Source organism: Saccharopolyspora montiporae, assembly GCF_015209505.1.
Classification (GTDB): Bacteria; Actinomycetota; Actinomycetes; order Mycobacteriales; family Pseudonocardiaceae; genus Saccharopolyspora; species Saccharopolyspora montiporae.
Map to the genome: position 1 here is coordinate 80513 of NZ_JADEYC010000021.1, position 25263 is coordinate 105775.

Annotated in this window: 23 protein-coding genes; 12 read left to right on the plus strand and 11 right to left on the minus strand. The window is 72.4% G+C overall.

Annotation, left to right across the window (positions count from 1 at the left end):
* The first annotated feature begins 1 nt into the window (after nucleotide 1).
* Nucleotides 2-628, plus strand: a complete 627-nt coding sequence (gene kstR / locus IQ251_RS13640; RefSeq protein ID WP_193928935.1) for a cholesterol catabolism transcriptional regulator KstR — start codon at nucleotides 2-4, stop codon at nucleotides 626-628.
* Nucleotides 629-652: 24 nt separating this feature from the next.
* Here the strand turns inward: kstR and IQ251_RS13645 are convergent, their stop codons facing one another.
* Both IQ251_RS13645 and IQ251_RS13650 read right to left on the minus strand, forming a co-directional pair.
* On the minus strand, nucleotides 653-1681 hold the full coding sequence (locus IQ251_RS13645) for an MBL fold metallo-hydrolase (RefSeq protein ID WP_193928936.1): 1029 nt from the start codon (nucleotides 1679-1681) through the stop codon (nucleotides 653-655).
* Between the two features lie 94 nt (nucleotides 1682-1775).
* Nucleotides 1776-2678 (minus strand): SDR family oxidoreductase, encoded by a 903-nt coding sequence (locus IQ251_RS13650; RefSeq protein WP_193928937.1) that lies wholly within the window; start codon nucleotides 2676-2678, stop codon nucleotides 1776-1778.
* Between the two features lie 126 nt (nucleotides 2679-2804).
* On the opposite strand from IQ251_RS13650, the gene IQ251_RS13655 reads away from it, so the two are divergent.
* From IQ251_RS13655 to IQ251_RS13670, 4 genes are read left to right on the plus strand one after another with little or no spacing between them, the layout of a single operon-like run.
* Entirely contained in the window at nucleotides 2805-3557 is a 753-nt protein-coding gene (locus IQ251_RS13655) for an enoyl-CoA hydratase family protein (protein WP_193928938.1), read from the plus strand.
* Nucleotides 3558-3582: 25 nt separating this feature from the next.
* Nucleotides 3583-4452 carry a CoA transferase subunit A gene (locus IQ251_RS13660; RefSeq protein WP_193928939.1) on the plus strand — a complete coding sequence of 290 codons (870 nt, stop codon included), beginning with the start codon at nucleotides 3583-3585 and terminating at the stop codon, nucleotides 4450-4452.
* Nucleotides 4449-5195: a CoA-transferase subunit beta gene (locus IQ251_RS13665; RefSeq protein WP_193928940.1), complete on the plus strand. Its 747-nt coding sequence runs from the start codon at nucleotides 4449-4451 to the stop codon at nucleotides 5193-5195. Before IQ251_RS13660 ends, IQ251_RS13665 begins: the two co-directional genes overlap by 4 nt.
* Before the next feature lie 14 nt (nucleotides 5196-5209).
* Nucleotides 5210-6280: an NAD(P)H-dependent flavin oxidoreductase gene (locus IQ251_RS13670; protein ID WP_193929020.1), complete on the plus strand. Its 1071-nt coding sequence runs from the start codon at nucleotides 5210-5212 to the stop codon at nucleotides 6278-6280.
* On the opposite strand, the gene IQ251_RS13675 is transcribed toward IQ251_RS13670, so the two are convergent.
* The 3 genes from IQ251_RS13675 to IQ251_RS13685 all read right to left on the minus strand — a co-directional run bounded on the left by IQ251_RS13675 (nucleotide 6243) and on the right by IQ251_RS13685 (nucleotide 9112).
* Complete coding sequence (locus tag IQ251_RS13675; RefSeq protein ID WP_370591384.1) at nucleotides 6243-6872, minus strand: TetR/AcrR family transcriptional regulator; 630 nt, start codon at nucleotides 6870-6872, stop codon at nucleotides 6243-6245. The genes IQ251_RS13670 and IQ251_RS13675 overlap by 38 nt on opposite strands.
* A gap of 242 nt (nucleotides 6873-7114) precedes the next feature.
* Nucleotides 7115-7897 (minus strand): SDR family oxidoreductase, encoded by a 783-nt coding sequence (locus IQ251_RS13680; protein ID WP_193928942.1) that lies wholly within the window; start codon nucleotides 7895-7897, stop codon nucleotides 7115-7117.
* Between the two features lie 45 nt (nucleotides 7898-7942).
* On the minus strand, nucleotides 7943-9112 hold the full coding sequence (locus IQ251_RS13685; RefSeq protein ID WP_193928943.1) for an acyl-CoA dehydrogenase family protein: 1170 nt from the start codon (nucleotides 9110-9112) through the stop codon (nucleotides 7943-7945).
* 131 nt (nucleotides 9113-9243) lie between these two features.
* Here IQ251_RS13685 and IQ251_RS13690 point away from each other — a divergent pair, with 131 nt between their 5' ends.
* The 7 genes from IQ251_RS13690 (at nucleotide 9244) to IQ251_RS13720 (ending at nucleotide 16802) form a co-directional block, all read left to right on the plus strand.
* Entirely contained in the window at nucleotides 9244-10089 is an 846-nt protein-coding gene (locus tag IQ251_RS13690) for an enoyl-CoA hydratase (protein ID WP_193928944.1), read from the plus strand.
* A gap of 5 nt (nucleotides 10090-10094) precedes the next feature.
* On the plus strand, nucleotides 10095-11246 hold the full coding sequence (locus IQ251_RS13695; protein WP_193928945.1) for an acyl-CoA dehydrogenase family protein: 1152 nt from the start codon (nucleotides 10095-10097) through the stop codon (nucleotides 11244-11246).
* On the plus strand, nucleotides 11243-12226 hold the full coding sequence (locus tag IQ251_RS13700; protein WP_193928946.1) for an acyl-CoA dehydrogenase family protein: 984 nt from the start codon (nucleotides 11243-11245) through the stop codon (nucleotides 12224-12226). The genes IQ251_RS13695 and IQ251_RS13700 overlap by 4 nt, the downstream gene beginning before the upstream one ends.
* 207 nt (nucleotides 12227-12433) lie before the next feature.
* On the plus strand, nucleotides 12434-13531 hold the full coding sequence (locus tag IQ251_RS13705) for an acyl-CoA dehydrogenase family protein (protein WP_193928947.1): 1098 nt from the start codon (nucleotides 12434-12436) through the stop codon (nucleotides 13529-13531).
* Between the two features lie 252 nt (nucleotides 13532-13783).
* Nucleotides 13784-14584, plus strand: a complete 801-nt coding sequence (locus tag IQ251_RS13710; RefSeq protein WP_193928948.1) for a polyphosphate polymerase domain-containing protein — start codon at nucleotides 13784-13786, stop codon at nucleotides 14582-14584.
* 42 nt (nucleotides 14585-14626) lie between these two features.
* Nucleotides 14627-15313 (plus strand): DUF4956 domain-containing protein, encoded by a 687-nt coding sequence (locus IQ251_RS13715; protein ID WP_193928949.1) that lies wholly within the window; start codon nucleotides 14627-14629, stop codon nucleotides 15311-15313.
* Between the two features lies 1 nt (nucleotide 15314).
* Entirely contained in the window at nucleotides 15315-16802 is a 1488-nt protein-coding gene (locus tag IQ251_RS13720; protein WP_370591385.1) for a CotH kinase family protein, read from the plus strand.
* 45 nt (nucleotides 16803-16847) lie between these two features.
* Here IQ251_RS13720 and IQ251_RS13725 read toward each other — a convergent pair whose 3' ends face one another.
* From IQ251_RS13725 to IQ251_RS13750, 6 genes are all read right to left on the minus strand, one after another.
* Complete coding sequence (locus tag IQ251_RS13725) at nucleotides 16848-17276, minus strand: MaoC family dehydratase (RefSeq protein WP_193928950.1); 429 nt, start codon at nucleotides 17274-17276, stop codon at nucleotides 16848-16850.
* A 5-nt stretch (nucleotides 17277-17281) separates the two neighbouring features.
* The gene (locus IQ251_RS13730; RefSeq protein ID WP_193928951.1) at nucleotides 17282-17749 is read right to left on the minus strand and encodes a MaoC family dehydratase N-terminal domain-containing protein; all 468 of its coding nucleotides are present in this window, start codon (nucleotides 17747-17749) and stop codon (nucleotides 17282-17284) included.
* A 16-nt stretch (nucleotides 17750-17765) separates the two neighbouring features.
* The gene (locus IQ251_RS13735) at nucleotides 17766-18929 is read right to left on the minus strand and encodes an acetyl-CoA C-acetyltransferase (RefSeq protein WP_193928952.1); all 1164 of its coding nucleotides are present in this window, start codon (nucleotides 18927-18929) and stop codon (nucleotides 17766-17768) included.
* Nucleotides 18930-19039: 110 nt separating this feature from the next.
* Nucleotides 19040-19312 carry a hypothetical protein gene (locus IQ251_RS13740; RefSeq protein WP_193928953.1) on the minus strand — a complete coding sequence of 91 codons (273 nt, stop codon included), beginning with the start codon at nucleotides 19310-19312 and terminating at the stop codon, nucleotides 19040-19042.
* A gap of 91 nt (nucleotides 19313-19403) precedes the next feature.
* Nucleotides 19404-23480, minus strand: coding sequence for a tetratricopeptide repeat protein (locus IQ251_RS13745; RefSeq protein ID WP_193928954.1), 4077 nt, complete (start codon nucleotides 23478-23480; stop codon nucleotides 19404-19406).
* A 188-nt stretch (nucleotides 23481-23668) separates the two neighbouring features.
* Nucleotides 23669-24859, minus strand: a complete 1191-nt coding sequence (locus IQ251_RS13750) for a GH25 family lysozyme (protein WP_370591386.1) — start codon at nucleotides 24857-24859, stop codon at nucleotides 23669-23671.
* Nucleotides 24860-25263: the final 404 nt, after the last annotated feature.

Sequence of the window (25263 nt, forward strand, 5' to 3'; positions counted from 1 at the left end):
GATGGAAGGCACCTCGCGCAGCGTCCTGCAGGCTCTCCACGACGACGAGGCCGGTTCCACGGCCCAGAACGAACGCCGCAAGCGGATCATCGACGCAACGATCGCCCTGGCGGGCAAGGGCGGCTACGACGCCGTGCAGATGCGGACCGTCGCCGAGAAGGCGGACGTCGCGCTCGGCACCCTGTACCGCTACTTCCCGTCCAAGATCCACCTGCTGGTCACCGGACTGGCCCGGGAGTTCGAGCGCGCGCAGAACAAGCTCGACCGCACGCGCATCCCGGGTGAGAACTCGTACGAGCGCGTCATGTACGTGCTCGGGCGCACCACGCGCGCGCTGCAGCGCAACCCGCAGCTGACCGAGGCGATGACCCGCGCGTTCATGTTCGCGGACACGTCCGCGGCCAACGAAGTGGACACGGTGGCGGCCCTGGTCGAGCGGCTGTTCACCAAGGCCATGGCCGAGGAGGATCCCACCGAGGAGGAGAAGGCCATCGCCCGCGTCATCGGCGACGTGTGGCTGTCCAACCTGGTCGCGTGGGTGACCCGGCGATCCTCGGCCTCCGATGTGTCCAACCGGCTGGAACTGACCGTGCGGCTGCTGCTGGGCTCCGGCCGTTCCGACGGCTGAGCCCGCCCGGGCAGCCGGGGCCGATCAGGTCGCGGGCCGGTACCGCTCGGGCCGGCCCGCGCCCTCGCTCCGCAGCACCCCCCGCCGCACCAGCACTTCCAGGTGCGCTTCGGTCTCGCCGACCGCCAGCACCTGGTTGACCAGGTCGAGGTCCAGCAGGGCGCGCTCGCGCCGGGTCCAGCCCAGCCGCAGCGCGGCCTCGTAGGCCGTGGACGCACCGTCCCGCACCACCTGGGCGGTGCTGTCCAGCCGCGCCTCGTGGTGGTCCAGCAACTGCGCGACCCGCTCGTGCACGCTGCCGGTAGGCGGTCCGTGCGCGGGCAGCAGCCGCGCGTCCGGTCGTGCGGCCAGCAGCTGCAGCGAGTCCAAGAACTCGGCCAGCGGTGCCGCCGACCGCGCCACCTCCGCCCCGATGGACGGCGTGATGTGCGGCAGCACGTGGTCACCGGAGAAGAGCAATCCGGCCTGCTCGTCGGCGAACACCACGTGCCCGCGGGTGTGCCCCGGCGTCGGCACGACGCACAGCGTCCGCGACTCCAGCTCGATGCGCGCGTCCGGCGCCAGCCACTCGTCCGGCTCGGCCAGGTACCGGTCCCGCTCCGGATTGCGCTCGCCGAAGGACTCCGCGAGCTGGCCGAGCAGATCGCGGGCGCCCCAGCGCAACAGCCGGTCCGGCTGGTCGGAGTGGTCACCGTCCAGTGCCTTGCGCATCGAGGGCAGTTCCCCGGCCCCCAACGAGATCGGGGTGCCGAACTCCGCGCGCAGCTGCACGGCCTGCGAGTAGTGGTCCCGGTGCGCGTGCGTGATGAGGAACCGGCGAATCCGGTCGAGCCCGGATCCCAGCTGCGCCAGCGCGGATTCCAGGCGCTCCCGGGCACTGTCCAGCGCCCAGCCGGAGTCGATGAGCACGATCCCGTCCCCGTCGCGCAGCGCGTAGACGTTGACCGCGCGCAGCCCGTCGCCGGGCATGGGCAGCGGGATCCGGTGCACGCCGTCGGCGACCTCGAACACCCCTGCCTCGGTCCACGCGTGCCGATCCGGTGCGCTGGTCATGCGATCCTCCGGTTCCCTGTGCGCTTCGGGCCAGGCGATTGTAGATCGTGCGAACCGGCACGCGCGGACGTTCCGGCGGGTAACGGGCGGCGAATCAGGCGCCGTAGACCGGTTCCGGCTCCGGCGCTTCGGCCAGCAGCTCGCGCACCACGGTCCCGATCTCCGCCGCGGCGTGCCGGCGGTCGGCCTCGCGCGCCGGTCCGTGCCGCCACCCGGTCTCCACCGCGATCCGCCCGCCGGCGACCTCGAACACGCGTCCGGTCACCCCGGTGGACTGCTCGCTGACCAGCCAGGCCACCAGCGGGGAGACGTTCTCCGGTGCCATGGCGTCGAATCCGCCGTCACCGGGTTCGGCCATCATCCCGGCGAAGACGTCCTCGGTCATCCGGGTGCGCGCTGACGGAGCGATCGCGTTCACCGCGATCCCGTAGCGGGCCAGCTCCGCGGCGGCGTTGACGGTCAGCGCGGCGATGCCCGCCTTGGCGGCCGCGTAGTTGGTCTGCCCGATGCTGCCCAACAATCCGGCACCCGAGGTCGTGTTGACCACGCGGGCCGCCACCTGCTCACCGGCCTTCGCGCGGTCCCGCCAGTGCTCGGCGGCGTGCCGCAGCACCGCGGCGTGCCCCTTGAGGTGCACGCGCAGCACGTCGTCCCACTCCTGCTCGGAGAGGTTGACGAACATCCGGTCGCGCACCACGCCCGCGTTGTTCACCACCGCGTCGAGCCTGCCGAACCGCTGCACGGCGAACTGCACCAGTTCCCGCGCCTGCTGCCAGTCGCCGACGTCGGCACCGTGCACCGCGGCGCTGCCGCCGAGCTCCTCGATGCGCTCGGCGACCTCCTTCGCGGGCCGGTCGTCACCGCCGGACCCGCTCAGCTCCACCCCGACGTCGTTGACCACGACGGCGGCTCCCTGCTCGGCGAGCTCCAGGGCGTGCGCCCGGCCCAGCCCGCGCGCGGCTCCGGTCACCACGACCACCCGGTCGGCGCAGATCATCGGTCCTCCCGTCCACGTGGGCCCGCCGGTTCCGGAATGAACCGGCGATTTCTCGTGCTGGATCGCACTGCCCGGTGTTGCTACCGTAACCGGGAAACCAAACAAGTGCTAGGTTCGGTAGGTGACATGGGCACGCAGGTCGAACGCCTCGAATCCGGAATCGCGGTGCTCACCGTCGACCATCCGCCGGTGAACGCGCTGCCCGCCAATGGCTGGCAGGAGCTCGCCACCGCGGTGGGCGACGCTGGCGCCGACCCCACCACGCGGGCCGTCGTGCTGCGCGCGGAGGGACGCGGGTTCAACGCGGGTGTGGACATCAAGGAACTGGCCGCCGACCCGGGGCACACCAAGCTCGTCGAGGTCAACCACGGCTGCTACGCGGCCTTCCGGGCCGTCTACGAGTGCCCGGTCCCGGTGATCACCGCGGTGCAGGGCTTCTGCCTGGGCGGCGGCATCGGACTGGCCGGCAACTCCGACGTGCTGATCGCCAGCGAGGACGCCGAGTTCGGCCTGCCCGAGGTCGACCGCGGAGCGCTGGGCGCGGCGACGCACCTGGCCCGACTCGTCCCGCAGCACCTGATGCGCACCCTGTTCTTCACCGGGCGCACCGTCAGCGCGCACCAGCTGGAGCACTTCGGGTCGGTCTGGCGGGTCGTGCCCGCCGACCAGCTGCGCGCCACCGCGGTGGAGCTGGCCGGCGAGATCGCGGCCAAGGACCCGGTGGTGATCCGCCGGGCCAAGGAAGCGCTCAACGGCATCGATCCGGTCGACGTCCACCGCAGCTACCGCTTCGAGCAGGGCTTCACCTTCGAGCTCAACCTCTCCGGCGTCGCCGACCGCGCCCGCGCGGAGTTCGTGGACGGCTCCGGGCGCGCCTGAGACTTTCCCGCAGAGAGGAATTCCCGTGCAAGACAAGCTGATGAGCGCCGACCAGGTGGTCGGCGGGCTGTCGGACGGCATGACGCTGGCCATCGGCGGCTGGGGATCGCGCCGCAAACCGATGGCGCTGGTGCGGGCGATCCTGCGCTCGGACCTGCGCGATCTGACCGTCATCTCCTACGGCGGACCGGACGTGGGTCTGCTGTGCGCGGCGGGCAAGGTCCGCGAGGTCGTGTTCGGTTTCGTCTCGCTGGATTCGATCGCGCTGGACCCGCACTTCCGCGCCGCGCGGCAGGCGGGAACGGTGCAGGTGGCCGAGTACGACGAGGGAATGGTGCTGGCCGGCCTGCGCGCCGCGGCCGCACGGCTGCCGTTCCTGCCCACCCGGGCGGGGCTCGGTTCGGACGTGCCCGCGCTCAACCCCGAGCTGCGCACGGTCACCTCGCCGTACTCCGACGGCGAGGAGCTGATCGCCATGCCGGCGCTGAAACCCGATGTCGCGCTGGTGCACCTCAACCGGGCCGACCGGTCGGGCAACGCGCAGTACCTCGGCCCCGACCCGTACTTCGACGACGTGATGTGCGCCGCGGCCGAGCGCAGCTACATCAGCTGCGAGCAGGTCGTGGACACCGACGAGCTGCTGCGCACGGGGCCGCTGCAATCGCTGCTGATCGACCGGATGTACGCCGACGGCGTCGTGCACGCACCCAACGGGGCCCACTTCACCAGCTGCGTTCCCGACTACGACCGCGACGAGCGGTTCCAGAGCCACTACGCGGCCAGCGCCGCCGACGGAGCCTGGGAGGAATTCCGGAACCGCTTCCTGTCCGGGGACGAGGACGCTTACCAGGCCGCGGTCGCGGCCTTCCAGGAGAACCAGGAGGTCCCGGCATGAGCACCGCTGCTACTCGCGCCGAGGTGTGCGCGGTCGCGTGCGCGGACAGCTTCAGCGACGCCGGACGGGCGCTGGCCTCGCCGTTCGGGGCGATCCCGTCCCTGGGCGCACGGTTGGCCCGCTCGACGAGCGCACCGGAACTGCTGCTCACCGACGGAGAAGCCGCGCTGATTGCCGAAACCCCGGCGCTGGGCGAGGAATCCACCGCCGAGGTGGAGGGCTGGATGCCCTACCGCAAGGTGCTGGACACGCTCGCGGGCGGCCGCCGCCGGGTGATGATGGGCGCGAGCCAGATCGACCGGTACGGCAACCAGAACATCTCGCGCATCGGCGGGTGGGACCGGCCGAAGGCCCAGCTCGTCGGGGTCCGCGGCGCACCGGGCAACTCGGTCAACCACACCACGAACTACTGGGTGGCCAAGCACAGCACCCGCGTGTTCGTCGAGTCGGTCGACCTGGTCGCCGGGATCGGGCACGACCGCGCCGCCGACTGCGGTGCGCCGTTCCACGACGTCCGCGTGGTGGTCACCGATCTCGCGGTTCTCGACTTCACCGGCCCCGGCGCGAGCATGCGGCTGCGCTCGGTGCATCCCGGGGTCAGCACCGAGCAAGTCGTCGAGCGCACCGGCTTCGACCTGGCCACCGATGCGGTCACCGAGACCCGGCTGCCCACCGAGCGGGAGCTGGAGCTGATCCGGAAGCTGGACCCGCAGGAACTGCGTCACGAGGAGGTGCCGGCGTGACCGCGGACGACCCGCTGCACACCCGGCTGTGCGCACTGACCGGCATCCGCTACCCGGTGGTGCAGACCGGGATGGGCTGGGTCGCCGGGCCCAGCCTGGTCTCGGCCACCTCGCAGGCCGGGGGTCTGGGCATTCTGGCCTCGGCGACGATGACCGTGCCGCAGCTGCGCGAGGCGATCGCCGAGGTCCAGCAGCGCACGGACAAGCCGTTCGGCGTGAACCTGCGCGCGGACGCCGCCGATGCCGAGGAGCGCGTCGACCTGCTCATCCAGGAGGGCGTGGCCGTCGCCTCCTTCGCGCTGGCCCCACAGCGCGCGCTCATCGACAAGCTCAAGGACGCGGGCGTGGTGGTGATCCCGTCGGTGGGCGCGCGCAGGCACGCGGAGAAGGTCGCCGAGTGGGGCGCCGACGCGGTGCTCGTGCAGGGCGGCGAAGGCGGCGGGCACACCGGTTCGGTGGCCACCACGCTGCTGCTGCCGCAGGTGGTCGACGCGGTGGACATCCCGGTGATCGCCGCGGGCGGGTTCTTCGACGGCCGCGGACTGGCGGCCGCGCTGTGCTACGGCGCAAGCGGGGTCGCCATGGGCACGCGGTTCCTGCTCACCGCGGAGAGCCGGGTGCCCGACGAGGTCAAGCGCCGCTACCTCGCCGCGAGCGCCGCGGACACCCTGGTCACGTCCGAAGTGGACGGTCTACCGCACCGGATGTTGCGCACCGGCCTCACCGACCGGGTGCAGGGGCGCTCGGCGCTGCGGCGACTGCCGGACGCGCTGCGCCAAGCCCGCGCGTTCAAGTCGATGACGTCGATGACCTGGCGGCAGCTGCTCGCCGACGGCAAGGCGATGCGCAAGGCGCAGGGCCTGCCGTGGAGCACGGTGCTGCTGGCGGCCAACACGCCGATGCTGATCAAGCGCGCCCTGGTCGACGGCGACCCCGAATCCGGGGTGCTGCCCGCCGGCCAAGTGGTGGGCATGGTGGACGAACTGCCCACCTGCGCCGAGCTCATCGGCGAGGTGGCCGCCGAGGCCGAACGGGTGCTGACCGGGCTCACTCCGGCTGGACGATCCCTTCGCACAGGATCCTGATGTATTGCTCGGCGATCGTCTCCGCGGCCAGCTTCCCCTTCGGGTTGTACCAGTGCACGCTCGTCCAGACCATGTCCCGGATGAACCGGTAGGTGAGCTTGACGTCGAGGTCGGCGCGGAACACGCCTTCGCGCTGACCGTCCTGCAGCACCCGGGTCCAGGTGCGCTCGAACTCGTTGGCCGCCTTGCGCAGGTAGCCGAACCGCTCGTACTGGGCCAGGTACTTCGACTCGTTCTGGAAGATGGCGATGGCCGCGTGGTTGTCCTGCAGCGCGCGGAAGGATTGCCGGACCAGCTCGGCGAGGGCGGTGCGCGGATCGGTGGCCTCGCGCAGCACCTGCTGGTAGGCGCGGCGCTGCGGCTCCAGGAAGCCGCGCAGGATCTCATCGGCCATCGACTCCTTGGAGTCGAAGTGGTGGTAGAGGCTGCCGGACAGGATGCCGGCCTCGTCGGCGATCTCGCGCACCGTGGTGGCCAGGAAGCCGCGCGTGGCGAAGAGTTCCGCCGCGATCGCCAGAAGTTCCGCCCGACGCTGCGAACCGCCGGATTCCCGAGTCCCGCCACCACGGGCGGACAAGCGCTTGGTAGTCACCACATGGTCCATTCTCCCAGAGGGGCACGATTCAGGCCTGGCGGGCCCGCACAGCGGGGAACCGCTTGTTCCGAGCGGCGGCGGCCGCTTCCACCCCACCGATCAACCCGCACCGCCGGGGGTTCTCAGCGGCCGCCTCGGCAGGACGGCCCCGGCGCCGCGCATGGCTGGCTCGGAGGACCGGGGCGGCGTGGAAAGGCTCTCCCACCGGCACCGCCCAGCGGGCCTGTTGCACACGGTCGTCACGGATGCTGACTGCTGGCCGAGAGCACCTCGCCGGTGAGGTAGGAGGAGTAATCGCTGGCCAGGAAGACCATCACGTTGGCCACCTCCCACGGCTCGGCGGAGCGGCCGAACGCCTCCCGCGACTCCAGTTCGGCCAGCATGTCGTCGTCGGTCACCTTCGCCAGGTTCGGATGCATCACCAGGCTCGGTGCCACGGCGTTGATCCGGACGCCGAACTCGGCCGCGTCCATCGCCGCGCACCGGGTCAGCGCCATCACTCCGGCCTTGGCCGCCGCGTAGTGCGCCTGCCCGGCCTGCGCGCGCCAACCGACCACCGAGGCGTTGTTCACCACCGCTCCCCCACCGCCCTGCTCCCGGAACCGGCGCACCGCGGCCCGGGTGCAGCGGAACGCCCCGTTGAGCGTGACGTCCAGCACACGACCCCATTCCTCGTCGGTCATGTCCACGATGGAGGCGGTGCCGCCGAGGCCGGCGTTGTTCACGAACACGTCGATCCCGCCGAACTCGGCCGCCGCGGTGTCCAGCAGGGCATGCACCTGCTCCTCGTCGGTGACATCGCAGCGCACCGCGGCCACCTCGGCTCCCGGCAGCGCCGCCAGCTCGGCGCGGGTGGCTTCCAGCCTGCGCTCGTGGTGGTCGCTGATGAGCACGCGGGCGCCCTCGTCGAGCATCCGGCGCGCGGCCGCGGAGCCGATCCCGCTGCCTGCCGCCGCGGTGATCACCGCGGTCTTGCCCCGCAGCAGGCCGCTGGCGGGCGGTGGTTGGGGTGCGGCGGTCATGCGCTCCTCCAGGTGGTGCGGTGCGGGAATCCTCCGTGGCCCGGATCAATTCCCCTTGGGCAAGCCGAGGATCCGCTCGGCGACGATGTTGCGCTGGATCTCGTCCGAGCCCCCGTAGATGGTGTCGGCGCGGGTGAACAGGAACAGGCGCTGCCAGGTGTCCAGGTCGTACGGCGCGCCTCGGGCGGTGAGCCCGTCGGCGCCGGCGACGTCCAGAGCCAGTTCACCCAGGCCGCGGTGGAACGACGACCACACCAGTTTCACCACCGAGGACTGCGGGCCGGCCGGGGTGTCGCCGCACAGCATGCGCAGCACCGTGCAGCGCAGCGCCTCCAGGCCGATGTGCGCGCGGTCGATCCGGTCGCGCAGCACCGGATCCTGCGCGGCGCCGTTGGACTCGGCGAGCTCGGTGATGGCGGCCAGCTCGCGGCGGAACACCACCTGCTGGTCGACGGTGCCGATGCCGCGCTCGAAACCGAGCGTGCCCATCGCCACCCGCCAGCCCTGCCCGGGTTCGCCGACGACGTTGTCCGCGGCGGTGGTGGCGCCGTCGAAGAAGACCTCGTTGAACTCCGAGGTCCCGGTCAGCTGGACGATCGGGCGCACCTGCACGCCGGGTTGGTCCATCGGGATCAGCAGATAGGACAGGCCCGCGTGCCTGCTGCTCCCCGGTTCGGTGCGCACCACGGCGAAGCACCAGTCGGCGTGCTGGGCCAGCGAGGTCCACACCTTCTGCCCATGCACCACCCAGCGGTCCCCGTCCAGCTCGGCCGCCGTGGACACCGCGGCCAGGTCGGATCCGGCGCCCGGTTCCGAATAGCCCTGGCACCACAGGTCGCGCACCCCGGCGATTCCGGGCAGGAAGCGGGCGCGCTGCTGCTCGGTGCCGAACGCGATCAACGTGGGCCCCAGCAGCTCCTCGCCGATGTGCCCCACCCGCACCGGGGCGTTGGCCCGCGCGTACTCCTCGTGGAAGATGATCTGCTGCTCAGTCGTGGCCTCCCGGCCACCGTACTCGCGCGGCCAGCTCAGGCAGGTCCAGCCGTGCTCGGCCAGCAACCGGTCCCAAGCCAACCGCAGCTCGAAGTCCTCGTGCTCGCGACCGGGCCCGCCGATACCGCCCGCTGCCGCGAATTCGCCGGTCAAGTGGTCGTCGAGCCATTGACGTACCTCGGATCGGAACGCGGAATCGGCCGCGCTGTCGGTGAGGTCCACATCGCCTCCCGGAGTTCTCCCGAGCCGGGACTCTACCAAGCATTTGCTTGTTCAGCTAACCTCGGGCCCGGATCGGCGAACAGCGCGCAACGCGCCAGCCGCAACCGCACATCCGACCGAGGAGCGCGCAGATGGCCGCAGACGAGCCCGTCCACTACGAACGCCGCGACCAGGTGGCGGTCGTGACCCTCAACCGCCCCGAGTACCGCAACGCGCAGAACTCGGCGATGACCTACGCCCTCGACGACGCGTTCTACCGCGCCGCCGACGACGACGAGGTGAAGGTCGTCGTGCTGCGGGCCGCGGGCGACCACTTCTCCGCGGGCCACGACATCGGCTCGCCCGGCCGGGACGCGGACGTCAGCTTCGAGCGGCGAGCGGGCCTGTGGTGGGACCACACCCGACACACCGGCGGGCAGTCCCGGTTCGCCCGCGAGCAGGAGGTCTACCTCGGCATGTGCCGCCGGTGGCGGGAGATGCCCAAACCCGCGATCGCCTCGGTGCACGGCGCGTGCGTGGCCGGCGGGCTCATGCTCGCCTGGATCTGCGACCTCATCGTCGCCAGCGACGACGCGTTCTTCGCCGACCCGGTGGTGCGCATGGGCATCCCCGGCGTCGAGTACTTCGCGCACCCCTGGGTGATGGGCCCGCGCGCGGCCAAGGAGTTCCTGTTCACCGGCGACCGGATGACCGCGCAACGCGCGCACGAGCTGGGCATGGTCAACCGGGTCGTGCCCCGCGACGAGCTCGACGCCACCACCGGTGAGCTCGCCGACCGCATCGCCACCATGCCCGGGTTCGGCCTGTCGCTGACCAAGCAGGCGGTCAACCAGGCCGAGGACCAGATGGGCATGCGCGCGGGTATGGACTCGGTGTTCGGCCTGCACCACTTCGCGCACGCGCACAACGCCGAAGTCGGCCAGGACTCGCTGAGCGGGATGAACGCGCGGTCGATGAAGAAATCCTCCGAGGGGTGAGCGGCGTGGATCTAGCACTGTCCGATGCGGACATCGCATTCCGCGATCACGTCCGGGAATGGCTGCGCACCAACGTCCCCGCGGAGCCGCTCGCATCGCTGGAGACGGCCGAAGGGTTCGAGCAGCACCGCGCGTGGGAGCAGCGGCTGCACGCGGCCGGGCTCTCCGCGGTGTCCTGGCCCCGCGAGTACGGCGGCGCCGAAGCCACCCTGCTGCAGTGGGTGCTGTTCGAAGAGGAGTACTACGCGGCCGGGGCGCCGGGCCGGGTGAGCCAGAACGGGCTCTTCCTGCTCGCGCCCACCCTGCTACAGAACGGGACCGACGAGCAGCGCGCACGGATCCTGCCGGAAATCGCCGCGGGAACCGAGATCTGGGCGCAAGCCTGGTCCGAACCGGGTGCCGGGAGCGATCTGGCCGGGCTGCGCAGCAGCGCCCGCCGCACCGACGGCGGCTGGCTGCTGTCCGGGCTCAAGACGTGGAGCTCGCGCGCGGCGTTCGCCGACCGCGCCTTCGGCCTGTTCCGCACCGATCCCGAGCAGCAGCGGCACCGCGGGCTGAGCTACTTCATGTTCCCGCTGGACGCACCCGGTGTCACGGTGCGCCCCATCCAACGCCTGGACGGGAAACCCGCCTTCGCCGAGCTGGCCCTGGACGAGGTGTTCGTCCCGGACGCCGACGTGATCGGCACACCCGGCGACGGCTGGCGCATCGCGATGAGCACCGCCAGCAACGAACGCGGGCTCACCCTGCGCAGTCCGGGCCGGTTCCTGGCCACCGCGCGGGACCTGCTGCGCGAACCCGGGGCGCTGGACGACACGCCCACCGGCGAACGGGTGGTCGACGCGTGGATCGACGCGCAGGCGTACCGACTGGCCACCTTCGAGACCGTCACCAAGATCGCCGAGGGCGGCCAGGTCGGCGCCGAGGCCAGCCTGAACAAGCTGTTCTGGTCCGAACTGGACCTCGAACTGCACGAACTCGGCCTGCGGTTGCAGGGACCGCTGGCCGAACTCACCGGGCCGGACGCGCCCGCCGCAGGGCGCTGGCAGGACGGACACCTGTTCGCGCTGGCCGGACCGATCTACGCGGGCACCAACGAGGTGCAGCGCAACGTCGCGGCCGAACGGCTGCTAGGACTTCCCAAGGGGGCGCGGTGAAGTTCACCCCGGACACCGAGCAGCAGGACATGACCGGTGCCCTGCACGACCTGCTGACCAAGGCAGGGCCGGCCGACGTGACCACCGACTGGGCGCACGGCGACGGCGAGCGCTGGCGCGAGCTGTGGCGCGAGCTCGCCGCGATGGGCGTCAGCGGCCTGCTGGTCGCCGAGTCGGACGGCGGTCTGGGCCTGGGACCGGTGGAACTCGCGGCCTGCCTGGAGCAGTTCGGCCGGGCCGGAACCCCCGGTCCGCTGGTCGAATCGCTGGCCTTCGCCCCGGCGCTGCTCCAGCCGGCCGACTCCGCGCTGCCGTCGGATCTGGCGGCCGGTGTCGCCGTGGCCAGCGCGGCGGTGCACGAGCACGTACCGCTGGCCCTGGACGCCGACCGCAGCGATGTGGTCCTCGTCTGCGACGAGCAGGTCCGGGCGGTCACCCCGCACGAGCCGGTGCGATACCAGGCCGCCGACCCGGCGCGCAGGCTGTTCCGGGTCGACGCCGGGCAGGCGCCGGTGGTGCAGCAGCACGACTTCGCCCGGGCCTTCGACCTCGGCGTGCTCGGCTGCGCCGCGTACCTGCTCGGACTCGGCACGCGCTGCCTGGAGCTGGCCACCGAGCACGTCCGGCAGCGCGAGCAGTTCGGCAAACCGGTGGGCGAGTTCCAAGCCGTCAAGCACCAGCTCGCCGACGTGCTGCTGGGCCTGCAGCATGCCCGCCCGGTGGTGCGCGGCGCCGCGCTGCGGCCCGGTGCGCTCGACGTGTCGGCCGCCAAGATCGTCGCCGGGGAAGCCGCGCACCGGGCGGCGCGCACCGCGCTGCAACTGCACGGCGCGATCGGCTACACCTCCGAGCACGAGCTGCACCTGTGGCTGCTCCGGACCGAAGCGCTGCGCAGGTCCTGGGGCACACCGGACTGGCACCGGAGGCGGGTGGCCCGCGAACTCACCGACAACCCGGACGCCAACATCGGTGCGGCGTGACCGCTTGTGCAGGGCTCGCTTTCGAGCGGCGGCAGCCGCTTCCGCCGCACCGATCAACCGGCACCGCCGCGGGTCCGCGGACGCCGCCTCGGGAGGACAGCCCCAGCGCGACGTATCGACCGGGGCTCGGCGGACCGAGGCGGCGTGAAGGGACTCCGCTAGCCGCACCGCCCCGCACGCCTTGTGCAACAGTGTCCGAGGGGAACCATGGATTTCACCTTTACTGATGAGCAGCGCCAGTTGCAGGAGATCGCGGGCAAGTTGGCTGCGCGCAGCGGGCATCCGCGAGTGCTGCCGCCCGAGGACACCTCGTCCGCGTTCGACGAGCAGACCTGGCAGCTGCTGTCCGAGCAGCTGGGCGCGCCGTCGCTGGCGGTACCCGAGCGGTTCGACGGGGCCGGCTACGGGTTGCTGGAGTCGATGATCGTGCTGGAGGCGCTGGGCGCGCAGCTCGTGCCCGGCCCATTCCTGGGCAGCCCGATCCTCACCGCGCAGGCCGTGCTCGCCACCGGTGATGAGCAGGCCGGCCAGCGGTTGCTGCCCGGCATCGCCTCCGGCGAGCGGATCGCGGCACTGGCCTGGTCCGAACCCGGGAACGACTGGCCGGAGGGCGGTTTCGACTGCACCGCCACCGAGCGGGACGGCGAATGGTCGCTGACCGGGCACAAGGTGCACGTGCTCGACGCGGCCCGCGCGGACGTGCTGCTGGTCGCGGCCGAAGCCGCCGGAACCGGCCCCGCGCTGTTCGAACTCACCGCACCGGCGCGGACCACCGCCTCGGTGCCGATGGACCGCACCCGCGAACTCGGCGAAGTCCGGCTGGACGCCGCCCCCGCGCGGCTGCTCGGCTCCGCCGGCTGCGGCGCCGCGGTGCTCCGGCGCTGCCGAGCCGTGGCCGCCGCGGCCGTGGCCACCGAGCAGATCGGTGCGGCGCGGCGCTGGCTGCCGGAGATCGTCGCCTACACCAAGACCCGCGAGCAGTTCGGCCGCCCGATCGGCTCGTTCCAGGCGCTCAAGCACCGGCTGGCCGACTGCCACGTGGCCACCGAGGCCGCGTACTCGCTGTGCTGGGCGGCGAACTGGGCGGTGTCCACCGGCGACGAGCAGGCCGAGCAGCTGGCTTCGATGGCCAAATCCGCCTGCTGCGAAGCCTATTCCGCGGTGGCCGCCGAAGGGGTGCAGATGCACGGCGGTCTCGGGATCACCTGGGAGCACGAGGCGCACCTGCACCTCAAGCGGGCGCACTCCGGGCAGCAGCTGTTCGGCACGCCCCGACGGCACCGCGAGCTGCTGCACCGGGGCTGAGCGGTGCGCTCGGGCTCGGCAACGGTGTGCTCGGGACCGCACCGCACCGACCGTCCCCGCATCATCGCAGCGCAGCACGGTCTTCACCCGGGGATTCCCAGCTCGTGCACACACGACGCCCCGCTCGTTCCCAGGCCGCACCCGTAGGTTTCCTCCAGACGTTCACCAGGAGGAAAGGGGGCGGCCACGTTCCCGGCACGGCGGTCGCGCACGGCGCGCGACGAGACGACGAGCACGAGCACCCCGGACGGTGTGCGCGAGCACGGGAGCCGGTTGCGCGCGCCGAGCGCACTGCACGCGTTCAACCGCTATGAGTTGAAGTACCTGGTCCCGACCTCCCGGGTCGACGAGGTGCGCGCCGAACTCGCGGCGCGGATGACGACCGATCACAACGCGGGGTCGACCGGATACGGCGTGTGGAGCCTGTACTACGACACCCGGCGGCTGCGCTTCTACTACGAGAAGATCGAAGGGCTGAAGTTCCGCCGGAAGCTGCGGATCCGCCGCTACGGCGAACTCGGCGACTCCCCGGACGAGGCGCCGGTCTCGGTGGAGATCAAGCAGCGCGTGAACCGGGTGACCCAGAAGCGCCGGGTCCTGCTGCCGTACCACCTGGCGCGCGACCTCTGCGACCGCCGCGTCCGCGTCGAGCACCCGGGCGCCGAGCAGTCCTTCGTGGACGAGGTCCTCGACCTGATCACCCGCCTGGACCTGCGCCCGATCGCGATGACCGGGTACCGCAGGGAACCCTACGTGGGCACCGGCGCGGATCTGGGACTGCGCGTGACCCTGGACCACCGGGTGCGCGGCCGGGACCGCGACTTCGACCTGCGCTCGGAGTCGGAGAGCCGCTACATCATCAACCCGGCCTACGCCGTGCTGGAGGTCAAGGCCAATGAGCGCGCCCCGTACTGGGTGACCGACATGGCCGCGCGGCACCGGCTGCAGATCCAGCGGATCTCCAAGTACTGCCAGAGCGTGGAAGCGCACGGCTTGGCGCCGCGCTCGGTGTTCCACCTACCCGAAGCGGACCCGGTCGGCGACGCCGGCTGACGCCCCGCTCCCCCGATCAGCGAAAGTGCTCGGTCTTCTCCCATGAACCTCGATTTCGGATTCACCGACCTGTCCGGGACCTTCAGCGTGCTGGACGTGGTCCTGGCCCTGACCCTGGCGTTCGCCTGCAGCCTCACCGTCGCCTGGACCTACCGGGCCAGCCACCGCAACATCTCCTACAGCCAGAGCTACGTGCACACGCTGATCATCCTGGGCATGCTCATCGCGTTGATCATGCTCGTGGTGGGCTCGAACATCGCCCGCGCGTTCGCGCTCGTCGGCGCGCTGTCCGTGGTGCGCTTCCGCAACGCCATCAAGGAAACCCGCGATGTGGGCTTCATCTTCCTGGTCATGGCCCTGGGCATGGCCTGCGGCACGCGGTTCTACACGCTGGCGGCCATCGCCACGCTGGTGATCTGCGCGGTCATCCTGCTCATGCACCGGTTCAACTGGTTCGCGCTGAACGTGCAGCGCCAGGTGGTGAAGGTGCAGGTGCCCGCGGACGGCGACGACTACACCGGGATGATCGACGACGTGCTCATCCGGTGCACCGACGAGTACGAGCTGATCAGCACCGAGACCGTGCGCGGCGGCTCGCTGCTGGAAATGGCCTACACGGCCCGGATGAAGAAGGGCGTCGCGCCCTCCGCCCTGGTCGAGCAGCTGCGCGGGATCAACGCCGGGCAGAAGGCCACCGTGCTGACCGGCTACGACCAGACGGACATGTGACGTGGCATTCCCGCACGGTGAACCGGATGCCGCCCCGCGGCGCAGGACCCGGCTCAAGCACCGCATCCCGGTCCGGTTGCGCCATTACTGGAAGACCCCCGCGGTCGTGTGCGCGGGACTGGTCGTGCTGCTGCTGGTGTTCGGCCAGGCCCGGGTGCGGCCGTACTTCGACGCGGAACCGGTGCCGCCGGCGACCGTCACCGAGAACATCGCCGGAGCCGGCGACCGGTTCGACGGCGGGCAGCACGACATCCGGGTGGACTTCGACCGGGCCGAATACGCCGACATGATGCGCACTTTCCGCGAGGAGGGCGAGAAGGACTTCATCCGCGCGGACATCACCATCGACGGGACGAGCGTGCCGGACGTGGGACTGCGGCTGAAGGGGAACTCGACGCTGTCCAGCCTGCGCGGGGACGAGCAGGGCAGCGGTCCCGGCGGCGGTGGTGGTCCGGGAGGCGGCGGTTCGGGCGGAGGCGGCGGTCCAGGCATGGTGCAGCTGTCCGAGGCCGAGCCGGAGAAGCTGCCGTGGCTGATCAGCTTCGAGGAGTTCTCCGCCGGGCGCGCCTACCAGGGGCACAGCGAGATCGCCCTGCGCCCGGCGGCCGGCGGGTCGGACACCGCGCTCAACGAGGCCCTGGCGCTGGAGATGACGGCCGCGGCGGGCCAGACCACGCAGGACCACGGACTCACCTCGTTCGGCGTCAACGGCGGGACGGCCGTGCCGCGGATGGTGCTGGACGCGCCGGACGCGGCCTGGGCGGAGCAGCGCGGCGGCGGAGTGCTGTACAAGGCCAGGGCGAACGGCTCGCTGGACTACCTCGGGGATGACCCCACGGACTACGAGGAGGCGTTCGAGCAGCTCAACGGCGAGGGGACCTACGACCTGCAGCCGGTGATGAACCTGCTGCGCTTCATCGCGGAGTCCGACGACGCGGAGTTCGCCGCCGAACTCGACGAGCACGTGGACGTGCAGTCCTTCGCCCGCTACCTCGCGCTGCAGAACCTGATGTCCAACGGCGACGCCATGGACGGCCCCGGCAACAACTACTACCTGTGGTACGACACCGGGCAGGAGCGGTTCACGGTGCTGTCCTGGGACCTGAACCTGTCCTTCGGCGCGATGGAGGACATGCTGCCTTCCGGCCGCATGCCCGACGGACCACCTCCCGGCGGCGGCCCGCCGGACGGTCCGCCCGGTGGGGGCGACGACCGCGGCGGCGGTCCCGGCGGCATGCGTGGCAGCGGAGCGCTGAAGGACCGCTTCCTGGCCGACGACGACTTCCGGGCGCTCTACGAGCAGGCCTACGCGGACCTGCACCGCGATCTGGTGGCCGACGGAACCGCGGCCGAGCTGGTGAACGAGGTGCAGGCCGACGCGCAGCGAGCCGGGGACGGCACCGCAGTCGACGAAGGCGCCCAGCTGCACCAGGAAGTGGCGTCGATCAGCGAGCGGCCCGAGGAGGATTCCGGCTTCCCCGGGCGGTAGCCGGTGCGGGCGGTCGCCGCGCGGCCGCCCGCACCCGACCGCGGGTCAGCGCAACTGGATCGTGGCGGTGGCCGCGGCGAGCACGTCAGCCTCGCCGACCGAAGCGGTCAGCTGCACGCCGACCTGCCGCTTCTCCAGCTTGTCCTGCACGGTTCCGGCGACCTGCACCAGCACTCCGGTGTCGTCGTCCGGCACCACAACCGGTTTCGCGAACCGCACCCCGTACTCCACGACCGCCCCCGGGTCGCCGGCCCAATCGGTGAGCAGCCGCCCGGCCTCGGCCATGGTGAGCATCCCGTGCGCGATCACGTCCGGCAGCCCGGCCTGCTTGGCCAGCCGCTCGTTCCAGTGGATCACGTTGAAGTCACCGGACGCCCCGCAGTACTTCACCAGAGTCAGCCGCTGCAGCGGATATTCGTGCGAGCCGATCGAATCGCCGACTTCCACCGCGTCGTAGTCCACTTCGGACGCCACCGCGCTCACTCCTCAGCATTCCCGGCCGCGGTCCCCCGCGACACGATCACGTTCACCGCGGTGCACACCAGATCGCCGCCACCGTCGCGCAATTCGGTCTCCATCCGAACCAGCTCGTTGCGGCCCGCGTCCCGGATCTCCGCGATGCGGCCCCGCGCGGTGAGCACATCCCCGGCGCGGATCGGCCTGCGGTGGTGGAAGCGCTGCTCGCCGTGCACCACCATCCGGAAATCCAACCCGAAATCCGGTTCGGCGATCGGATTGGCACCCGACGTGGCCTGCGTGGCCACGATCGCGAACGTCGGCGGCGCGACCACATCGGAATGGCCGAGATCGCGGGCCGCATCCGGACTCCGGTAAGCGGGGTTCGGATCGCCGAGGGCGTCGGCGAACTCCCGGATCTTGCTCCGGGTGACCTCGTAGGGTTCGGGCGCGTCGAACGTGCGTCCGACATAAGCGCGGTTGACGGGCATGGGGCTCCTCTCCGGATCAGCTGAGGCGTTCGAGGATCGTCACGTTGGCGGTGCCGCCGCCTTCGCACATCGTCTGCAGCCCGTACCTGCCTCCGGTGCGCTCCAGCTCGCCCAGCATCGAGGTCATCAGCTTCGCCCCGGTGGCACCCAGCGGGTGGCCGAGCGCGATCGCGCCGCCGTTCGGATTGACCCGCGCCGGATCGATGTCGATCTCGCGCGACCAGGCCAGCACGACGCTGGCGAACGCCTCGTTGATCTCCACCACGTCGATGTCGCCTTCGGTGAGCCCGGCGCGGTCCAGCGCGTACCGGGTCGCCGCGATCGGGGCGGAGAGCATGAAGACCGGGTCATCGCCGCGCACCGAGATGTGCTGCACGCGGGCCCGCGGGCGCAAGCCCCAGCGGTCCACCGCCTGCTGCGAGGCCACCAGCAGCGCCGCGGATCCGTCCGAGATCTGGCTGGCCAGCCCGGCGGTGATCCGGCCGTCCGGCTGCAGCGGCTGCAGACCCGCCAACTTCTCCTTGCCGGTGTCCCGGCGCGGCCCCTCATCGTGCGAAACCCCGCCCAGCGGGGCGCATTCCGCGTCGAACCGACCCTCGTCGATCGCGCGCACCGCCCGGGCGTGGCTGGTCAGCGCGAAATCCTCCATCTCATCGCGGCTGATCCCCCACTTCTCCGCGATGAGCTCGGCGCCGCGGAACTGGGTGACCTCCTGGTCCCCGTAGCGCTGCTGCCAGCCCTGCGAACCGGACCCCGGCCCGTAGGCCACCGGGAACCCGAGCTGCTCGGACCCCAGCAGGGCACTGCCGATCGGGATCGCGCTCATGTTCTGCACCCCGCCGGCCACCACGAGGTCGGAAGTACCCGACAGCACGGCCTGCGCGGCGAAATGCACCGCCTGCTGCGACGAACCGCACTGCCGATCGACGGTCACCCCCGGAACGTGCTCGGGATAACCGGCGGCCAACCACGCGGTGCGCCCGATGTTGCCCGCCTGCCCGCCGACCGTGTCGACGCAGCCCCACACCACGTCGTCCACGTCCTGCGGGTCGATCCCGGTCCGCTCGACGAGCGCGCGCAGCACGTGGGCGGACAGGTCCGCGGGATGCCGGTCGCTGAGCCCCCCGCCGCGCTTGCCCACCGGAGTTCGTACCGCATCGACGATATATGCCTCGGCCATGCCCGACCCTTCCACCCGGGAACCGCCGCGCGAATGCGGCGCAGTCGGCGGCGGAGTCTAGGTGCGCCGAGCTCGGGTGCGGGCGGGCGCGTCCCGGTGAGCGGACGCGGTCAGCCGGAGCGGCCGGCCAGCCGCGCGTCCGTGCGTTCGGCGAACTCGTCCAGCCCGTCCAGCAGTGCCGAGTACTCGACCCCCTCGGCGTGCCCGAGCTGCAACCAGTGCCGCAGCATCGCCACCTGGTGGCGTACCCGGGAGACCTCGTCGGCGTCGGAGAACTCCAGGGCGTCGACCTCCAGGCGCACCGAGCGGGCGGTCTCCAGCGCGGTGAGCACCGGTAGCAGTGATGCGGCCCCGGCCGGGGCGCTCACGCGATCCTCGATCATGACGGGCCTCCTCCTGCTCTCGCCTGCGGTGCCGGTCCAGCATGCTCCGGCACCGGGTGAGCGCACCCGGGTCTTTGGTCCCGGATTCCGGTCACCGGGCCGGCTCGACCACCGGCTCCGGCTCACCGCAGGCCAGCGCCAAGAGCTGCTCCCGGCTGCCGTGGTCGGCCGGGACCTCGCGCAGCACGTGCAGCACGTCGGCGGCCACGCCGGCACCGCGGCGCTGTTCCTGCAGCACCTCCCGGATGCGCTCCAGGGCCAGCTCGGCCAGCTCGCGGTCCCGGCTGTCGCACGCGCGGACGAACGCGGTCACCGCACCGGCCGGATCATCGGCGGCGCGGCGCAACCCGCCGAGGCCCAGCTGCGCGCGCACCCCCACGTCCGGATCGTCGCCGAGCCGTTCGTACTGCGCGCGAGCACCCGCCGGATCGTCGAGCTCCACCAGGGCGTGCCCGAGTTCCAGCCCGGCCGCGGCCGAGGTACCGACCACGTCGAGCCGGTCGGCCCGGGCGAACCAGTCCGCGGCGGCCCGCGGGTCCCGCTGCGCGCTCGCGCACCGACCGAGCACGAGCATGCCCTGGGCCGCGGTCTCCGGATCCCGGGAATCGGCCGCGCGGTGCAGCAGCGGGCGGGCGGCGGGCCCGGTCTCGCCGAGCATGAGCAGCTGGCAGCGCACCAGGGTGCCGAACTCCTCGGCCGAGCCCGCGGCGGTTTCCGCGGCCGCCCAGGCTTCGTCGGCGGCGTCGGGGGCACCGCGCAGCGCGTGCAGGCTCCCGCGCAGCACCGCGGTCTCCGCCAGCCGCCCGTCCGGAACCCGGCGGCAGACCGCGTCGGCACCGTCCGCATCACCGAAGCGCAGCAGCAGCGCACCCAGCCGCACCGCGGCGCGGTCGGCGGTCTCGCCCGCCGCGGTGGACATGGCTTGCCGCAGCCAGACGAGGGCGATCGCGTGCTGCCCGTCGCGCACCGCCTGCTCGGCGAGGTCGATCCGCGCCTGCGCGGCGCTGCGCGCGGGACCGGCCTCGGCGACCACCCGCAGCAGCGCTGTCCGCGCACCGCCGGTCGCCTCCGCGGACAGCTCCGCGGCGATCTCGGCGCACCGGTGCTGGTCCGCCGGGTCCGCCCCGCGCAGCAGTCCGGAAGCGCAGGCGGGATCGGTGCGCACCGCGCACCAGAACTGCGCCACCAGGTCGGATTCCCAGTGCTCGGCCAGCAAGGCGCGTGCTCCGGCGCTGTCGCCGTCGGCCAGCAACCGTTCGGCGCGCTGCTGCGGATCGGCCGGCGCGAGGCGTTCGGACGCGGAAGCGGTCACCTCGGGGTCGCCGCAATCCAGCGCCCGCCGATACGCCTCCCGCGCGCCGGCCTCGTCACCGCTGCCGGCGAGCAGATCACCGAGGTCCTGCGCGGCGTGCGCCCGAGCACTGGGCACCTCGGAGGCCATCGCCCGCTCGAACGCGGCGCGCGCCTCGGCGATCCGCCCGCTGCCACCCAGCAGGATGCCGATGTTGCCCGCCGCGTAGGCGGCTTCGGCCGGCGAACCGACGGCTTCGGCGCGTTCGAAGGCGGCCACCGCCGCGGACACGTCACCCCGCTGCTCCAGCAGCGCGCCGAGCCGGTGCGCGGCGCCGCCCGCGTTGTCGCTGCGCCCCTCGGCGACCTCGGCCAGCAGCGCCTCGGCGCGTTCCGGTTCGCCGTCGTCGGCCAGCACCTCGGCCAGGCTGCACCGGGCCACCGCGGCCTCCTCCGGATCGGCGCCCTCCGCGGCGCGCTCCCAGGCCGCGGCCGCGCCCGCGTGGTCACCACTGTCCCGGTGCAGGACGCCGAGCAGCAGCCAGCCGTGCTGGGTGGTGCTCGGATGCCCGGACTCGATCACCAGGCGCAGCACGTCACCGGCCTGCTCGATCCGCCGGTGGTGCTCGAAACCGTGCGCCAGGGCCAGGCACAACCTGCTGGCGGTGCGGTGCTGCGGGCCGCCGCGCAGCGCGTCGAAGGCCTCCTCGGCGGGCTCCTCGCGCAGCGCGTGCGCGGCGAACGCGGCCACCCCACCGAGGTCGCCGCCCCGCTCGCGGAGCCGGTCGAACCGGTCGAGCGCCTCGTCGAGCGCCCCGCTCTCGGCGAGCAGTTCGGCGAGCAGGTGCGCCGACCAGGACGCCAGCTGCGGGTGTTGCGACTCGGCGGTGCTGCGGTAGAGCTCCAGCAGGTCGGCGCGTTCGTCCCGGTCGCGGTGCAGCGTGGCCAGCCGGTCGAAGACCGCTTCCTGCACCGCGGGCAACCCGCTGGCGTGCGCGGCGCGCAGCTGCTCGACCGCCCCCGCGGCGTCGCCCGTGCCGCGCAGCGCCTCGCCGAGGTGGGCGTGCAGCCACGGCAGCAGCTCGGGCGGGCCGGTGCGCACCGCGCGGTGCAGCAGCTCGACCGCGTCCTGGTGCGCGAGCCCGGGAGCCAGCAGCAGCGCGGCCCGGGCCCGGACCAGCGGGTGCTCGCCGTCGGCCAGTTCGCGGGGCGGCTCGTCGGCACCATCCCGCTCGGCGCGCAGCAGCAGGCTCAACTCGTCCTCGTGCTCATCGGCGGGGGTGCCGCCCGCCTCCTCCGGGAGCAGCATCCGCAGCCGGGCATCGGGTTCGTCCAGCAGCGCCAACCGCAGCGCGGCCTGCTGCGCGGCCGGGTCGAGCGCCGTGTCCCGGATGTGCGCCAGCTCCGCGCGGGCAGCCGCCTCGTCCCCGGTCAACGCGTCCAGTACCGCCAGCACGAGCGCGGCCGCACCCGGCTCGTCCTCCTGCTCGGCCAGCGCGGCCCAGTGGGCGCGCGGCGCCTCCGGACCGGGTTCGGCCGCCGCGTCCCCGTCCGGGGCCGGTCGGGCGTCGGGATCGTCGTCGGGGTCCCCGGTTTCCTCCACGGGGTCCGAGTCGTCCACCGCCGGAACTTCCCGGTGTGCCGGGGTTTCCGGAGCGGGCGGCGGCGAAGCTGCCTCGACGGGCTCCGCACCCGGACCGCCGGCGGGGTCCTGCACGGTGTCCAGCGCCACCGCCGCCTGGTGGGCCAGCGCGGCGTCGCGGGCCTCGCTGGCGTGCTGGAAGGCTTCCACGGCACCGGCGGAGTCACCGAGTTCGAACAGCAGCGAGCCCAACCGGTAGGCGGCCGCATCGGACTCGGTTCCGGAGGTGGAGCGGACCAGGTCGCGCAGCGCCGCGGCCGCGGCGTGCGGATCACCGGTCTGCCGGTGCAGGTCGGCCAGGGATTCCAACGCGCGGGCGGCGAACAGCGGGTGCCGGGTGGCCGCCACGCGTTCCAGCGTGCGTTGCGCTTCGGCGGTGTTGCCGAGCCTGCGCTGCTGACCGGCCATCCGGTGCAGCGCGTCCAGGCGGACGTCCGGGCGCGGGTCCTGCGCGGCCCGCCGGAGTTCCCGCTCCGCGGCGGCGTGCTCGCCCGCGTCGGCCAGCGCCGAGGCGAGCAGCACCTGCCCGTGCGCGAGGTGCTCGGGGTGGCGGTGCCCGATGATCCGCTCGGCCAGCGGGCGCAGCGCACCGAGATCGGCGGGGTGCAGCGCGGCCAGTTCCGCAGCGGCCAGCGAGGCGTATTCCGCGTCGCCGCCGTCCAGCAACTCGCCGAGCAGCGGTTCTGCCCGGGACCGCTCGTCGCCGTCGAGCAACCGCCGAGCCCGCGCGTAGATGCCGGGCGCGACGTCTTCGGCCGGATCGGGTTCGGGCAGCTGCAGACCGGACACGACGCCGACCGCGGCCGGTTCGCCGCTGGCCGCGGCCAGTTCGCGCGCCTGCCGAGCCCCGCGGGTGTCCCCGCGGACGTGCAACACCTGGGCGAGCAGGGCCTGCGCCTTGGCCGCGGCGGCGGGATCCGGCCCCCTGCTGGCATGGCGCAGCACGACCTGGGCGTTCTCCAGGTCGTCCCGGTCGAACAGCAGCGGCCCCAGCGCCAGCGCCGCGTGCTGGGCGTGCTCGGCCACACCGGACTCCAGGCACCGCTGGTGCAGCTCCAGCGCCCCGTCCGGATCGCCCTGCTCATCGCGCAGGGCGCCCAGCAGCCGTGCCGCGTGCGCGGATCCGGCGGCGTCGGCGCCCTCCAGCACGGCGCGCAGCTCCGCTTCGGCGGCGGCGTGCTCGCCGTCACCGTGCAGGTCGCGTGCGCGGTCGATGCGCTGTTCCCACTGCCCCAATGCGTCGCCTCCGGTCGGATGATCAGCGGACGCGGCGAGGATAGCGGGCGCGGCGGCGGCTTCCCGCCGACGGCGCTCTTGGGCACCCGCGGGCCGGCCGGCGCTGTCCGGGACGGCCCGCGAACACGACGACGGCCCGCCCGCGGGAAGCGGACGGGCCGTCGGTAGCTGCGGTTCGTGCGAACCGGTCAGGAGGCGAGCTGGCGGAGCCGCTCGATCCCTTCGTCGTAGATGTTCAGGTCGGTGTCGCCCTCGATACCGGCGACCGAGCCGCTCTCGCTGTACTGCCAGAAGTCCCAGTCGTTGAAGCCGTTGGGAATCTGCGGCTCATCGACGCCGTAGGAGGCCAGCCACAGGCTGTGGTCACCGTAGGAGTCGGTGGAGCCCATGCACTGCTGCCAGAACGACGGGTTCGCGTAGATGATCGGCTCGTGGCCGGTGCGGTCCTTGACCGTCGCGCTGAACTCGTCGGTCCAGGCGTGCATCTCGTCGACGGACTTGTTGTAGCAACCGCCGCTGTTCGGGTCGACCTCCAGGTCGAGCACCGGCGGCAGCGTCTTGCCGTCGTTCTGGTACTGGGCGACGTCCAGGAAGCGGTTCGCCTGCTCCGCGGCGCCCGAGTCGTCCGGGCGGGCGAAGTGGTAGGCGCCCGTGATCAGACCGGCGTCCTTGGCGCCGTGGTACTGCTCGTCGTACATGGGGTTGCTGAAGCTGGTGCCGTCCGAGGCCAGGACGAAGCTGAACTCCTTGCCGTCGGCCTTGACCTGCTTCCAGTCGATGTCGCCGTTGTGGTTGGACACGTCGATGCCCTCCACCGGCGGCCCGAGCGGTGCGGGCGGTTCGGGGGCGCCACCACGGTTCGGCGCGTTCGGGTCGGGGCTGGCCATCGGCGTGTTCCCGCCCTGGCCGGGCACGGCGGCCTGCACCGGGGAGGCCTGGGCCGTTTCGTCGCCCTGACCCTGCTGGCCGCTGACGCCGCCGATGATGAGACCGACGACACCCACGGCCGCGACCGCGGCGCCCAGCTGCATCGAACGCAGCCGCTTCGATCCGCTGCGGCCCTCGCCGTCCTCGGCGGACAGCTTCTGCCGCGCCTCGGCCAGCCGCGGGGCCAGCTTCTCCTGGAGGCTCCGGAACGCGGAGGACTCCTGGATCGTGCGGATCAGCGGAGCCAGCCACTGCCGAATGCGCTCGAACAGCGGGGCGAGCCAGGCGCCGACGCGGTTGCCGGTCGGTCGAACTCGGTCCACCGCCGAACGCAGGGTGTGGTCGGTCCGCATCGCGGCGGAACGCAGCCCGCGGTCATCGGTCTCCTCGGGGGTGGAGACGTGATCGTTGGTTTCGGGGGTTCCTGGTTGGTCGGGGGATTCGGGTTTCACGAGCCCCACACTCCGGCACGGAGCGTGTACGTGCATCGCGGTTATTACCTACGCGGATACCTAGATTGACCCCTTCGAAGCACGCAGCCTTGCCGAATAAGCACGGAACGTAATGAAACTGCGGTCTGAGGCAGGTGGCAGCGGAGTCTATCCGCCTTGCCCGGAGGATCCGAAACCAGGCCGGTCCGCAACCGCGCGGACGAAGCAGCGCTCCCGGTGCACCGCACCAGCGGCCCCGTCCGGCACAGCCGACCCGGCCCGGCCCCGGTCCACCCGGGGCGAAGCGGGAGCGCCCGACGCGGGCCCGCACCCGGTCCGGGTCGGCGACCGAACCCGCTGTACCCGATCGGCAACGCTGTGCGCTGCACCGACACGCCGGGGTATGCGCCGGTCCGGGCCCGCGG

Excerpts from the sequence above, each read along its gene's own strand:
- kstR (WP_193928935.1), top strand. The coding sequence starts at position 2 with ATGGAAGGCACCTCGCGCAGCGTCCTGCAGGCTCTCCACGACGACGAG.
- IQ251_RS13645 (WP_193928936.1), bottom strand. The coding sequence starts at position 1,681 with ATGACCAGCGCACCGGATCGGCACGCGTGGACCGAGGCAGGGGTGTTC.
- IQ251_RS13650 (WP_193928937.1), bottom strand. The coding sequence starts at position 2,678 with ATGATCTGCGCCGACCGGGTGGTCGTGGTGACCGGAGCCGCGCGCGGG.
- IQ251_RS13655 (WP_193928938.1), top strand. The coding sequence starts at position 2,805 with ATGGGCACGCAGGTCGAACGCCTCGAATCCGGAATCGCGGTGCTCACC.
- IQ251_RS13665 (WP_193928940.1), top strand. The coding sequence starts at position 4,449 with ATGAGCACCGCTGCTACTCGCGCCGAGGTGTGCGCGGTCGCGTGCGCG.
- IQ251_RS13680 (WP_193928942.1), bottom strand. The coding sequence starts at position 7,897 with ATGACCGCCGCACCCCAACCACCGCCCGCCAGCGGCCTGCTGCGGGGC.
- IQ251_RS13690 (WP_193928944.1), top strand. The coding sequence starts at position 9,244 with ATGGCCGCAGACGAGCCCGTCCACTACGAACGCCGCGACCAGGTGGCG.
- IQ251_RS13705 (WP_193928947.1), top strand. The coding sequence starts at position 12,434 with ATGGATTTCACCTTTACTGATGAGCAGCGCCAGTTGCAGGAGATCGCG.
- IQ251_RS13715 (WP_193928949.1), top strand. The coding sequence starts at position 14,627 with ATGAACCTCGATTTCGGATTCACCGACCTGTCCGGGACCTTCAGCGTG.
- IQ251_RS13730 (WP_193928951.1), bottom strand. The coding sequence starts at position 17,749 with ATGCCCGTCAACCGCGCTTATGTCGGACGCACGTTCGACGCGCCCGAA.
- IQ251_RS13735 (WP_193928952.1), bottom strand. The coding sequence starts at position 18,929 with ATGGCCGAGGCATATATCGTCGATGCGGTACGAACTCCGGTGGGCAAG.
- IQ251_RS13740 (WP_193928953.1), bottom strand. The coding sequence starts at position 19,312 with ATGATCGAGGATCGCGTGAGCGCCCCGGCCGGGGCCGCATCACTGCTA.